Genomic DNA, 13131 nt, shown 5'->3' with positions numbered 1-13131 from the left:
TCTACCGTTTGCCTAAAAAGCCGGCGGTGAAATAACTTTTCAAAGAAAGTGATAGCAAGCACAACAATCAATTTATTCTTGATATATTACAAATCCGAAAGAATGGATTTTGAGCAACAGCCATAGGTACTCAAAAAAAACTGTCATGCAATTAAAAAGGTTTTTTTAATTGTCTATCTCGCCCAAACCATAACAAAGGAACCAGAATTGCAATCACAATAGGAAAGACAATCAAATTGATGGTTGTCCAACCAGATGCACTCAACAAGGCCCCAGACGAGAATGAGCAAATCGCTACACTGCCAAAAATAATAAGATCATTAATCCCTTGAACTTTTACACGGTCTTCCGGTGTTGAATAAGCTGCAATCATTGACGTTGCTCCGATAAAACCAAAATTCCACCCTAGGCCCAAAGTTATAAGAGCAGTATAGAAATGGTAAACTTCATAACCACTTAAACCAAAAACCGCAGCCATCATAATCAAGATTAAACCGACAGCGGTTACACGTTCAGCGCCAAAACGATTAATAACATAACCTGTAAAAAAACTTGGTCCATACATGGCCAAGATATGCCACTGAATACCAACTGTTGATTGCGCTACTGTATGATGATGATCGTGCATGGCCATAGGTGTCACCGTCATCAGGAAACTCATCAAGCCATAAGACACGGCACCGGCAACAACAGCTAATATATATGAACGCAAGGAAAGGATTTGGACTATTGTGCGCCCTCCACCAGACTTTACCTTGTCCGACTTGATCCTAACGACCGGCATTTTAAGCATCGCAAGAATAGGAAGGGCAACCAACGCTAAAGCTGTTTGGCTCAAAAAAGACCCTGCAAAAGAGATGCCCTCATAAGCATCTCGTGTCCAAATAACAAGCTGAGGTCCGATAATAGCGGCTGCAAGCCCACCGACCATAATCAAAGATATTGCCTTGTTACGCATACTGGTAGGTGCCGTATCTGTCGCTGCAAATCGATAACTTTGCACATAGGCACCATATATCCCTGCAAGCAGCGTACCCGAACAAAACAGGAGAAAAGAGCCTGCGACAATACCCATTGTTGCAAAAAGACCGGATAGAACCCCAAATAAACCGCCTAAAAGATAAGCATTTCGTCGTCCCCAAACCTTCATAGTCAAAGCCGCAGGAAGTACACATAATGCCATTCCCGCCTGATAGATACTCACAGGCAGTGTAGCCCAAGCCTGATTTTCGATTAACCCGCGTCCGACAAGCCCGCCAAGAGATATAATAATTGGCGGGCTAGAAGCACCTAATGCTTGGGCTAATGTCAATAGGACAAGATTGCGTCGAATATGAGAAGCCTCATTCTCCATGATGTGCACCTAAATTATTTTCTGATTAATGAAAAAACATCAATAAAGGAGACAACGTAAACAGAATGCCAAATATAAAGACATACCAATAAGTCGGCGTTATAAATTGATGCAAAGCTTTCACCCTATAGATAAGAAAACACGGAATAATAAAGCCAACAATACCATTAAAGGGAGCAAAAATTTGAATCAGCATCAAAGCGGAAAAATTCAGTGCGACCCAGCCCCATAAGATGGCAACAATCAAAGCACAAACGCAGATATGCAAAATGAGCATAGGCACTTTTGACATATCAATAAAACGAGAAAGTATGTTGACAATCAATCCCTTAAAAGCCTCATAAACGCCAAGGAAAATTGCAAAAAAGGCTGTTACAATAGCGAATATATTCAACAATACAGACATGATCGAAATGGCCTTACCATCCATGACGCTTGCCGCTAGCGCTAAGGCTGAAATATTTTGCTGTTGTGCCATTACGGCCTGGTCATGATTAGTTGCAAAGGTGAACGACAGTGCAAAAAAGAGAACACATAAAACCAATACAACAAAGGCAATCAGATTAACGCGCAATGCACGATAGGTTGCACGCGCAGGATCTGGATCATGCTTACGAAAGGCGATATTCATCGGGCTAAGTATCTGCACGAAAAGTATTGAGACCAAAGCAAACGGTAGCGTGAGGATGGTGTCGCGAATAAAAACCAATATCGAAGGAAACCCTGTCAAATTAGCAAAATTCCAATGAGGAATCATCACGACACCAAGCAACACAATGATAGCGACCTTAACAACAACCATTGGACCGGAAATCTTGAAAAGTAGTTTCTCGCCCTGAGCTGCAATGGCTACGAGAAAGACAAGTACACCGAGGATATACCAAATATTACCGGATAGGAGTCTTTCGCTAACACCAAATTCCTGCAGATATTTTGCACTATCGAGGACAACTGTAATCGAATAACTTAAAATGCCTTTCATCAACATTCCAAGATACAAAAAACCCAATATCATGCCCCAATTCTTACCCAGATATTGGCTCACAACATTGGCATAGTCTTCACATTCTTCGCTTGCACTGAGGCTTTTCAGATAAAGCGACTGCATCCAATAGCAAGCAGGATAAGCAAAAATAAGTGATGCCAGAAACACCCAGATCCCTTTTAAACCGACCTGTACAGGCAGATATATAATACCGGCACCAATAGCCATACCAATACATAGAATGACCCACCCTAAATCGTAACGCGTAAAAGGCACACGCTTTTTTGATCTTTCCAGTGCTGCAATTTCCATAGTCTCCTCCTCCATTTCCCCATACCCATCAACAAGAAGCGCTAACCGATAAAGTGTCGGTTAGCGCATGCCGTCTATCGTAATAGTGTTGATTTCAACCGCTTAACTGCTTCTTCGGCTGTTTTACGGGTGCATCCCAAATTAATACGCATGAAACCATGACCTTGAGGTCCAAATTTACGACCGTCATCCAACCATAGTCTTGCCTCAGTCAACATAAAATTATTAAGTTCCTCGGGTGACATATTCATCTTGCGACAATCAATCCAAGCCAGATAAAGAGAATCCATTTCCATAACATGGATAGGCAAACCGGACTGATTGATCGCAGTCGCAAAGAAAACCTGATTGGCGCGTATATAGTTCAATAATTCGTCAAGCCATTGTGCACCATCACGATAAGCTGCCTCTGTCGCCACCATGCCCATAATATTGATATGATTAAGACCACATTTCTTCATAGTTGCGAGCATCTGCTCACGTAATAATTTATTGGCGATATAATTATTAGAACATTGAAGACCAGCAAGATTAAAGGTTTTACTTGCCGCCGTACAAATAATAGAATTTTGCGCATATTGATCGCCAAGTGAGGCAAATGGAACATGCCGCTTTGTCTCGTCCATGATCAAATCACCATGGATTTCATCCGATACAACAATAACACCATGAGCCGCGCAAATATCGCCCATCTGCTTCAGTTCGTCGGCGGACCAAACATTACCTGTAGGATTATGCGGATTGGAAAGAATAAATAAGCGCGTATTGCTTTTAATCGCCTTTTCAAAAACTTCCGCATCAAAACAATAACGATCCCCCTCAAGCTTGAGCGGAGCCCAGACGACTTCTCTTCCATTCGTTATAACGTCTTGATGGAAATGCACGTAAACAGGCGGTTGAATTAAAACACTATCTCCAGGACGGGTATAAGTCTGGATAATCAAGTTAAGCATAGTGACAATACCGGGGCTTAAAACCAGCGCATTGGGATCAACATCCCAGTTATGACGGGTACGCTGCCAATTATTGACTGTTTTTTTATAAGAATCTGTAACACCGGAATATCCAAATATACCATGTTCAATCAGTTTCGACATCGCCTGCCTAATCGGTTCGGCGACCTTGAAATCCATATCTGCTACCCACATAGGAAGTGGATTGGCAGCCGCTTGTTCCTCATTGAGCAACCGGTTGGAATAAGCCCATTTCATTGAATTGGAATGTACACGGTCAACTAGTTCATCAAAATCATACATATTTTATCCTCTCTGTGGTATTCCCAACCAAATAGGACAAAAAAAGACCGAGAATGCAACAGCTCAATCCCTGCAACATCAGTTTAACGGATATGATTGCGCAATAATTTTCGTTTCCCCGGCTTTTGTTGTTATTGAATACCGTTTGCAAACAGCCTAAAATTGAATGATAAGAAAAAGAAACGGTTTTTTTTCAAATTAATTTTAACTAAAAGTCAAAAATGCGTTATCAAACTTCATTTTCACAAATGGCTATTTTTGTTAAAGTGGCTGAAACCGAAAGCCTCAGCAAGGCTGCTCAAAAGCTCAATCTTTCTCCATCTGCCGTTTCAAAAAGTTTAACACAACTTGAAAGGCGTCTAGATACATTACTACTCAAACGAACAACACGTTCTGTTTCGCTTACACAACAAGGTGCCGAATTTCTCGAACGAGCACAAAAAATATTAAATGATCTTGAAACAGCAATGAATGAAACTGCTGGCACACAGAAAGCAATCAAAGGTAGACTGCGGCTAACAACATCAATTGCTTTCGGATATACACAACTGGCCGCAATACTGGTTAAATACCAAAAGCAATACCCCGATGTAGAGGTAATTGTTGAGCTTGATGACAACTACAGAAACCTAGGCGAGGACGATATCGACATCGCTTTACGGATCACATCAAAAACCGACTGGGGCTACGCGGCTCGCCGTCTGGGTGATGTGCACTGGATTTATTGTGCTTCTCCCGCCTATATAAAAAACCACCCACAATTGAAACATCCATCTGACATCCGCCAACATGCATGTCTTGTCTACCCCAATATGAGTGATAATGGTCTTTGGCATTTTGAAAAAAAAGGGCATGTTGAGACAATCAAAGTCAAAGGCCGCTTGACAGCCAACTCGAGTTTGATGCTCATGGAAGCCGCACTTGATGGTCATGGCATTGCATGTCTTCCTGATTATGCAATCAAACAGGCCTTGTCACAGAAAACGCTTGTTACAGTTCTAGATGGCTATCATTCCACAAAAACCCACCAGCTTTACGCCATGTATTTTCCCTCGCGTTATAATAATGCGGTTATCCGTTCATTTATTGATTTTCTCGTTGTCAACCGCCAGCAATAGCCAATTTCAAAACAGGCAATGGCCTCGTTGAAATCGAACACCTATTTTCTCCTTCATAACTTCATTAAACATAGTCGTATAGAAAAAAGGAATGAAGTGCTTTTTTCAAAATGCGTCGGGACGAACAACCTTGAATTCGGTATCAAGCCTGCCAGCTTTTTCAAAATAAAAAGTTACCGGTATAAATGTTCCCGATTTAAATCCCTCTTTCAACATGAATTTCAACCCATGAAGAAACATATAAATTTGTGAACGGGCTGGTATAAGCAAAGGCATATCATACTTTTCGCATTTGCCGGTCCAGCATGGATTGAATATCCACACCGGAACTGATCCTGATCGGCTACGCTTTTTTCAAAGGCTGGCACAAATCAACCCGCTCAGCCATCGGGCTCATAACCTTCATAATCCAATCATCCTCTTTGCCAATATTGGCAAGTGTTATCGAATAGACAATACCAACCGGATAAACACTGGGATGACAAACCCGCATATCGCCTTTGGCATAGGCCTTATGAAAATGCTGACATCCCGCTTCTGTATAGAATGTGATGTCATCGGGACGCACGTCTGTAAAAGCGTACAGAGCACATCATAAACCCAAATCCCACAAAATGCCATTTCATATCAAGTAATCACTGTCGGCTGATCACGCTGCAAGCGTTTTTTCAGATGAACCAGCTCATCGGCCGCCACAATAAGTGCCGCCAAGGCTTCTTGTGTTTCATCATCCTGTTTCAAGCAGTCCGCCTCATAATGCTCCATATAGATACGAACGGTAGCACCCGCTGTTCCCGTCCCTGACAGACGATAGACAAGACGCGCGCCGCCTTCAAAGAAAATACGGATCCCCTGATGTTCACTCAATGAACCATCAATCGGATCTTGATATGCAAAGTCATCGGCCTTTTCAATGGTCAATCCGGCAACCCGATGCCCTGAAAGAGTTGACAATCTGCCACGCAATTCTTCCATCATCTCTTTGGCAGCCTGTGCATCAACTTCTTCATAGTCATGGCGGGAATAATAAGAACGGCCATATTTCTGCCAATGCGCTTCTACAATTTCGCCTACACTTTTACCGGTTGCCGCCAACAGATTAATCCAAAACAAAACGGCCCATAAACCATCTTTCTCACGGACATGGTTGGAACCCGTACCAAAGCTTTCCTCGCCACAGAACGTAACTTTTCCAGCATCCAGCAGATTACCGAAAAACTTCCAGCCGGTCGGCGTTTCATAGATATTAAGACCAAGCTTTTGTGCCACATGATCGGCCGCACAGCTTGTCGGCATTGAACGCGCAATACCCGATATACCATTCTTATAGGCTTTGATATGATGCGCATTGGCTGCAAGAATAGCCAATGAATCGGAAGGGGTTACAAACTGCTTCCAGCCAATAATAAGGTTACGATCCCCATCTCCGTCAGAAGCCGCACCCAGATCAGGGCCATCATTCGACATCATCAAAGCATATAAATCATGCGCATGAACCAGATTAGGATCAGGATGATGGCCACCAAAATCTTCCATCGGAATACCGTTAACAACGGTATTGGCTGAAAACCCTAAACGCCGCTCGAATATTTCTTTCGCATAAGGACCGGTTACCGCATGCATGGCATCAAATTTAAAGCGCAACCCCGCCTTGATCACCTTGCGCATCAAATCGAAGTCAAAAAGCTCTTCCATCAGATCGGCATAATCCTTGACGCTGTCTATAACTTCGACAGCCATCGCTTCAACCATTACAGCACCGATCACAGAAAGATCGACATCATCAGTATCGGCAATTTTATAGGCGTTTATATTTTGGGAAAATTCATAGATCGCCTTGGTGATTTTTTCCGGAGCAGGACCGCCATTGGCGATATTGTATTTAATACCAAAATCTCCATCCGGACCGCCAGGATTATGACTGGCAGAAAGCACAATACCGCCATGCGCTTTATTCTTGCGGATAAGATGGGAAACAGCCGGCGTCGACAAAAGACCATTTTGCCCGACAATCACCCGGCCAAAACCATTGGCCGCTGCAATTTTAATCACTTTTTGAATAATATCACGATTATAAAAACGCCCATCCCCTCCAACAATCAGCAACTGTCCTTGTACATTGCCAATATTGGCAAAAATGGACTGGATAAAGTTTTCGGCATAATGCGGTTGTTGGAAGACCGTTACTTTTTTACGTAAACCCGACGTACCCGGATTTTGATCACAAAAAGGAACCGTCACAATCGTTTTAATGGCCATATTACACCCATATTGAAAATCTGTTAGCCGATATTTCTATCAAATTATGTCAGTCATAAGAAAAAGGCGAGAAAATATTAAAAACATAGACTTCCATCTTGAAACCTTGCCCTGCATGACTTAACTTTAGATTGCAAACTTCCGGCTTCAGTCTGCAACATATGTATCATGATTCAAATATGTAGGAGCATTTTATGATTGGAAAGAAAGTTCCAAATGTCACTTTCCGCACGCGCGTTCGTGATGAGAATGTTGACGGCCCCAACCCTTATCGTTGGCTAGATGTAACAAGTGACGATTACTTCAAGGGAAAGCGCGTCGTCCTGTTCGCATTACCAGGTGCATTTACACCAACCTGCTCGACTTTCCAGCTGCCGGATTTTGAAAGACTCTATGATCAGTTCACAGCTGTCGGCATTGATGCCGTTTATTGTCTTTCTGTGAATGATGCCTTTGTTATGAATGCATGGGGCAAGCAGCAGAAGATCAGAAACGTCAAACTGATTCCTGATGGCTCTGGCGAATTTACCAGCGCTATGGGTATGCTGGTCGCCAAGGATAATCTCGGCTTCGGCAAGCGCTCGTGGCGTTATGGTGCTGTCATCAATGATGGCGTCATCGAAAGATGGTATGAAGAAGAAGGTCGCTGTGACAATTGTGAAAGCGATCCTTACGGTGAATCATCACCCCAAAAGATTCTTAGAAATCTTCAGTCCTAACTTACCCACCCCGGAGCAATCCGGGGTTTATTCTTCAAGGGAGAATCTCAAGCAAATCAGGCATATACTTGATGGAAAACCGTTGGTGCCATGCATCATTCTTTCCTATATGGATGCAGCTTTTCTTTTATCACGCAAAAAAGCCTTGCAGGACGTCCGTATCTCGCCCCATCCCAAGGCATCAGCACACTATCTGGGCAATCTCAACTCAAACAATGATGACTAAGGTCTAATGAGCGAAAAGCCGATTATTCCTGATTTTTTAACGCCTAAGCATCTCCGCCGTCGCGTTGTCTTTTTGACCTTACTTGTCGTTATACTACTGGCAATCCTGATATATCTGACTTTTTCTTTTTTTGATATTGATACTGTCGATGCGCTCGCCATGGCCCATATCTAAATCATAACGCTAATTGAGCCTTGCCATTCAGAATTATTTATCCTGTTTATTTTGCTGTTGCATCATCGCAGCAATACGGTCGACAAATTTTACAACAGAAGGATGATCCGATGACCGTCGCGCCGAGACCAAAGAAGCCTGCGACTTCAAAATAATACCATCTTGCAAGATCTTGAGTTTATTGGCAACAAGCGTTGATCCGGTCGAGGTAATGTCAACAATCATATCGGCAGAACCGGCAGCTGGTGCCCCCTCTGTTGCACCAAGACTTTCGACAATACGATAAACCTGAATGCCATGTTTGTGCGAAAAAAACTGCTGCGTCAGCCGCCAAAATTTGGTGGCAATACGCAAACGCCGACCATGGCGCTGGCGAAAATCTGCTGCAACATCATCAAGATCGGCCATGGTCACCACATCATGCCAAACTTCCGGCACCGCCACGACAACATCCGCATGACCAAAACCAAGCTCAACCTCGACTTTGACCTTTTCATCAGGATGGGCCAGCGTTTCATGAATTAGATCCTGCCCCGTCACACCAAGATCAAGATTGCCATAGCCAAGCTCACGTGCAATTTCGGATGCCGACAAAAACAGAATTTCAATTTCTGGCGCATTCTTGACCGATGCACGATAATTGCGATCATCGTCAGGCAGTATAATCTCATAACCGGCACGTACTAGAACATCGAGTGTCTTTTCTTTCAAGCGCCCTTTCGAAGGCAGTGCAAGTGTGACTGTCATGATGCACCATCCTTTGCATCAATAAAGATATTGTCACCGATCCGGTCCAACCAGATAGAAAATCCGACAGCCGGTATTTCTGTTTGGCTGCCCAGCATCGTTAACAGCCGGTCATATCGACCACCCCCGACAATCACCTGTGCACCATCACGAATTTCATAAACAAGACCGGTATAATAATCGAGCGGACGACCAAAAGCCGCATCATATTGGACCATCGACAGATCAATACCCATGTTTTCAAAAGCCTTATTGCGTCGGATAAAGGTCTTCAATATCGCATCCACATCCAGACCATTCCTATCCGCAAAATCACATAAAACAGCCTCGGCCTTATCCAACGCACAATTAATCGCCAGAAAATCCTTCACCGCTGTAATAACCTGATCAGAGAGCCTTATGGTCGAAAGCGCTCTTTTTTCAATCATTCGACGGGCGATCTCCAGTGGAGAGCGACTGGCTGCCGGTGAAATACCGGCCTCGCGCATTTCAGCTTCTAAAGCCTGAGATAAAGCAAGTTCGTCACCTGTTGTGACAAAACCTGCCAAGAATTCTGGCAAAGTACTTTCCTGTTTGGGCGCAGATAAATCCGCCAATAAAGAACGCAACAGCTCGTCATTGCCAAAAGCACGTGCAAGCTTCTTCTGCCACCCTTTAGGTAGTCCCAAAGCGGCAAGCACAGCTTCAAATACCGTCTGGTCACCGACAACAATATCCATATCAATCTGCGGTGCCACCAATACCAAGGCAGCCAAAGCATCGGTCAGAGAACGGGCATCTGCATGCGCCTCGTCACCATCACCAAAATCTTCAATACCAGCCTGATAGAATGCATTCTCACCGTCGCGCCTTTGGCGGAAAACCTCGCCACAATAAGCATAACGCGCCGTTTTTTGCGTCTCTCGCGCCATATATTGTATTGAAACCGGAATGGTAAATTCAGGTCTCAGGCACAAGGAATCACCATTCTCATTTTCGGTCATAAAAATACGACGGCGCAAATCCTCGCCAGCCATATCCAGAAACGGATCGGCAGGCTGTAGAATGTCAATATCTATTGCCTCGGCTTGCCGCGCATAAAGCAATTTCAAGATAGAGTCAGCAAAATCCGGTCGTGCACGTTTCATGCGTCTTGGCGTTCCTTTGCTTGTTCATCCAATATATTTTGAACCGTAATCACCAGATCTTTTTCATCTACTGTCACTTGCGCCGGACGACTTGCTCGCCATGTCTGGTTATCCTCGATTTCATGGGATAAGCGCGCACCTTCAACCAGATCCTTAATCTGTACTTTGCCTTCATCACGCTCCTGACTACCTTGAATAATAACGCAAGGTGCCGAACGGCGATCTGCATATTTCATCTGCGCCTTCATGCCCGAACCACCGACATAAAGCTCAGCACGGATATTAGCCGCCCGCAATTGCGTGACAAATCCTTGATAACGCGCCAGTGACTCACGATCCTTATCCATAACAAGAACAACAACCGGCCCGATCTGCGCACTGTTTTCAAGCTTGCCCAAATTCTTCAAGGCCGTCATCAAACGCGAAACACCGATTGAAAATCCCGTGGCAGGTACTGCCTCACCGCGAAACCGTGAAACCAGCCCGTCGTAGCGACCGCCGCCGCCGACCGAACCGAACACAACCTTTTCGCCATCTTCATTGGTGACATCAAAAAGCAGTTCGGCTTCAAAAACAGGACCGGTATAATATTCAAGACCACGCACCACCGACGGGTCAATCTTTACCCTTCCCTCATAACCGCTTGCCGCAAACAGAGCCTGCATTTCGTCAAGCTCCTCAACCCCTTCTAAGCCGCGTGCTGAACCTGTAACCACAGCCCTAAGATTATCAATGGTTTCACGACCATCCTTTCCGGCAGCCGATGTAAAAGCCAACACATGATCAATCGCTTTTTCATCAAGTTCCGCGCCCTTGGTAAAGTCACCGCTTTCATCCAGACGTCCCTTACCAAGCAACAGCTTGACCCCTTCGACGCCGAATTTATCAAGCTTGTCAATCGCCCGCAATACCGATAGACGTTTCACCGCCTTGTCATCTCCACCAAGGCCGATCAGCTCCATGACACCATCAAGAATTTTACGGTTATTCACGCGGATAGCATAATCACCACGTGCAATACCCAATTTCTCCAATGTATCAGCCGCCATCATGCAAATTTCTGCATCCGCTGTCACCGTGGGCGTACCAACTGTATCGGCATCGAACTGCATAAATTGGCGAAACCGGCCCGGGCCCGGTTTTTCATTGCGAAAAACCCAACCGGCACGATAACTGCGATAGGGTTTAGGCAAGGTTTCAAAATTTTCGGCAAAATGACGAGCCAACGGCGCAGTCAAATCATATCGCAATGACAACCATTGTTCGTCATCATCCTGTAATGAGAAAACACCTTCATTGGGACGATCCTGATCGGGCAGAAACTTACCCAAAGCATCGGTATATTCAAAAATCGGTGTCTCGACAGCTTCAAAACCATACAACTCGTAGACCTGACGGATTTTTGCCATCATCGCTTCTACAGAACGCAATTCAGCGCTGGAGCGATCGACAAAACCACGCGGCAATCGAGCTTCCGTTCTTTTGGGTTTGTTCTGCTTGTTATTTTTATCGGCCATGTTGAAACCTTATCGGTTTATAAAAAATTAATTTCTCTTGGCTTCTAGCTCATCCAGCCGCAAGCGGCAAGGTTTGAAGCATAACAAGCAGACCGATTTAAAAAATATCCGCACCTTTGCTAGAAAAAAATATGAATAAAAAGCAAATAGTAGAGCGTACGGAAAAACCAAAGCCCCATCCCGATGAAGATGGATGGGGCGCATTCTTCTATTTTCTTTTCGCAACGCTCGTTACATTGCATATTGCTATCCCGCTTATCATTTACGGCTTTAACAAATTGAACAATGACGGGCTGCTCCCTGATTACTGGTTCTTATATCTATTGCTGACAGCCCTGATCATCTATGTCATTTACAAAAAATAGCCGCATAAAAAACTTGCTGATGATCCAGCTAAAACACGTGACATCCGTCGGCGTTATGCAGGCCTTTGGATGTTCAATACATTCAAGAAAACCCCGTCTACCGGTGAAGAGAGAAAAGAATTATTCGAAATCTATATAATAGCTTTGTTGGTTAGCATCATGAGCCTTATCATCGCCATTTTCTATATAATCTATATTGATGATTTGCTGTCCAGCGTCACCAAATAGCAAGACATCGCGCCGATCAGCATCTATTATATGATTATCTCTCTTTTCTCTGTTGTTTGTCTTTTTCAAATGACACTTGAATTCATCAACGGCTATCTGGCAAGCTTTCTACCATTCTGGAGAGAACGGCCTGAAGCGCGCCGTTTCCTCGCCCTTTGCTTGATTGTCCTTATATATTGCCTTATCATACTATTTTAACGCTGCATGGATATCCATGCAGCGCGTCCATAGCTTATCCATAAAAATATCATCAGTTCTGCGAGGTCAGCACAAATTTTGTCACACCTACAGCAAGATCAGCCCCTTCATGTGCCTGCACACTGACTGGCTGCAAGGAAAAGGTCTTATTCTTGCCAAGCAGAACATTGGCACCACCGCCAACCCCCAAGGCCGCATCAGCACTGACCCCGGCATATTCACCAGCAAGACTTCCCGTTTTATATGCGTCTTTGGAAAGAGCCATCACCATCCATGACATCTGTCCCGCACCGCTTTTACCAATATCAATGCCGATCTGTTTAACAGAACCGTTATATTTGTCTGTCGGTTGGTTTTTATCATTAGGCTGGAAAAGACAGGAAAGCTGCTCTTGCGTTTTAAAAATTTTCCCCGTTGTTCCCGAGCCGGTGCAAACCAGCATGCCGATATTAACCTTATCGGCCGCATAGGCGCTGCCCATTGACATAAAACATCCTGTAGCCAGAAGAACACCCAAGACTTTGGTAGAAATTGAATGTGACATTT

General features: G+C 44.2%; 15 protein-coding genes. 5 read left to right on the top strand and 10 right to left on the bottom strand.

The annotated features are described in order from the left end of the window. Nucleotides 1-151: 151 nt before the first annotated feature. The 3 genes from ACYZ97_RS01055 to ACYZ97_RS01045 form a co-directional block, all read right to left on the bottom strand. On the bottom strand, nt 152-1354 hold the full coding sequence (locus ACYZ97_RS01055; RefSeq protein ID WP_473299567.1) for an MFS transporter: 1203 nt from the start codon (nt 1352-1354) through the stop codon (nt 152-154). 25 nt (nt 1355-1379) lie between these two features. Then, entirely contained in the window at nt 1380-2651 is a 1272-nt protein-coding gene (locus ACYZ97_RS01050; RefSeq protein WP_473299565.1) for an amino acid permease, read from the bottom strand. 74 nt (nt 2652-2725) lie between these two features. Continuing rightward, a complete protein-coding gene (locus tag ACYZ97_RS01045; RefSeq protein ID WP_473299564.1) occupies nt 2726-3907 on the bottom strand; it encodes a MalY/PatB family protein in 1182 nt (393 codons plus the stop codon). 221 nt (nt 3908-4128) lie between these two features. Between ACYZ97_RS01045 and ACYZ97_RS01040 the strand changes: the two genes are divergently transcribed. Next, on the top strand, nt 4129-5025 hold the full coding sequence (locus ACYZ97_RS01040) for a LysR family transcriptional regulator (protein ID WP_473299562.1): 897 nt from the start codon (nt 4129-4131) through the stop codon (nt 5023-5025). Nucleotides 5026-5368: 343 nt separating this feature from the next. Here ACYZ97_RS01040 and ACYZ97_RS01035 read toward each other — a convergent pair whose 3' ends face one another. Next, a complete protein-coding gene (locus ACYZ97_RS01035; RefSeq protein ID WP_473299561.1) occupies nt 5369-5593 on the bottom strand; it encodes a hypothetical protein in 225 nt (74 codons plus the stop codon). Between the two features lie 59 nt (nt 5594-5652). After that, complete coding sequence (locus ACYZ97_RS01030) at nt 5653-7284, bottom strand: alpha-D-glucose phosphate-specific phosphoglucomutase (RefSeq protein ID WP_473299559.1); 1632 nt, start codon at nt 7282-7284, stop codon at nt 5653-5655. A gap of 194 nt (nt 7285-7478) precedes the next feature. On the opposite strand from ACYZ97_RS01030, the gene ACYZ97_RS01025 reads away from it, so the two are divergent. The 3 genes from ACYZ97_RS01025 to ACYZ97_RS01015 all read left to right on the top strand — a co-directional run bounded on the left by ACYZ97_RS01025 (nt 7479) and on the right by ACYZ97_RS01015 (nt 8403). Continuing rightward, a complete protein-coding gene (locus ACYZ97_RS01025) occupies nt 7479-8003 on the top strand; it encodes a redoxin family protein (RefSeq protein ID WP_473299558.1) in 525 nt (174 codons plus the stop codon). A gap of 85 nt (nt 8004-8088) precedes the next feature. Beyond that, the gene (locus tag ACYZ97_RS01020) at nt 8089-8229 is read left to right on the top strand and encodes a hypothetical protein (RefSeq protein ID WP_473299555.1); all 141 of its coding nucleotides are present in this window, start codon (nt 8089-8091) and stop codon (nt 8227-8229) included. Between the two features lie 6 nt (nt 8230-8235). Further along, entirely contained in the window at nt 8236-8403 is a 168-nt protein-coding gene (locus ACYZ97_RS01015) for a hypothetical protein (protein WP_473299553.1), read from the top strand. A 33-nt stretch (nt 8404-8436) separates the two neighbouring features. On the opposite strand, the gene hisG is transcribed toward ACYZ97_RS01015, so the two are convergent. From hisG to hisS, 3 genes are read right to left on the bottom strand one after another with little or no spacing between them, the layout of a single operon-like run. Next, nucleotides 8437-9150 (bottom strand): ATP phosphoribosyltransferase, encoded by a 714-nt coding sequence (gene hisG, locus ACYZ97_RS01010; protein WP_473299551.1) that lies wholly within the window; start codon nt 9148-9150, stop codon nt 8437-8439. Beyond that, complete coding sequence (locus ACYZ97_RS01005; protein WP_473299549.1) at nt 9147-10277, bottom strand: ATP phosphoribosyltransferase regulatory subunit; 1131 nt, start codon at nt 10275-10277, stop codon at nt 9147-9149. The genes hisG and ACYZ97_RS01005 overlap by 4 nt, the downstream gene beginning before the upstream one ends. Beyond that, on the bottom strand, nt 10274-11794 hold the full coding sequence (hisS, locus tag ACYZ97_RS01000) for a histidine--tRNA ligase (RefSeq protein WP_473299547.1): 1521 nt from the start codon (nt 11792-11794) through the stop codon (nt 10274-10276). The genes ACYZ97_RS01005 and hisS overlap by 4 nt, the downstream gene beginning before the upstream one ends. Nucleotides 11795-11925: 131 nt before the next feature. Here hisS and ACYZ97_RS00995 point away from each other — a divergent pair, with 131 nt between their 5' ends. Next, nucleotides 11926-12159, top strand: a complete 234-nt coding sequence (locus ACYZ97_RS00995; protein WP_473299545.1) for a hypothetical protein — start codon at nt 11926-11928, stop codon at nt 12157-12159. Nucleotides 12160-12279: 120 nt separating this feature from the next. On the opposite strand, the gene ACYZ97_RS00990 is transcribed toward ACYZ97_RS00995, so the two are convergent. Together ACYZ97_RS00990 and ACYZ97_RS00985 are read right to left on the bottom strand one after the other, a co-directional pair. Then, nucleotides 12280-12456 (bottom strand): hypothetical protein, encoded by a 177-nt coding sequence (locus tag ACYZ97_RS00990; RefSeq protein ID WP_473299543.1) that lies wholly within the window; start codon nt 12454-12456, stop codon nt 12280-12282. Between the two features lie 181 nt (nt 12457-12637). Beyond that, nucleotides 12638-13129, bottom strand: a complete 492-nt coding sequence (locus tag ACYZ97_RS00985) for a DUF992 domain-containing protein (RefSeq protein WP_473299542.1) — start codon at nt 13127-13129, stop codon at nt 12638-12640. Between the last annotated feature and the right edge of the window lie 2 nt (nt 13130-13131).

It is taken from the genome of Bartonella sp. bp_1, from assembly GCF_055808085.1.
The sequence above is the reverse complement of the archived record's forward strand: the minus strand, read 5'-3'. Positions and strand labels throughout refer to the sequence as shown.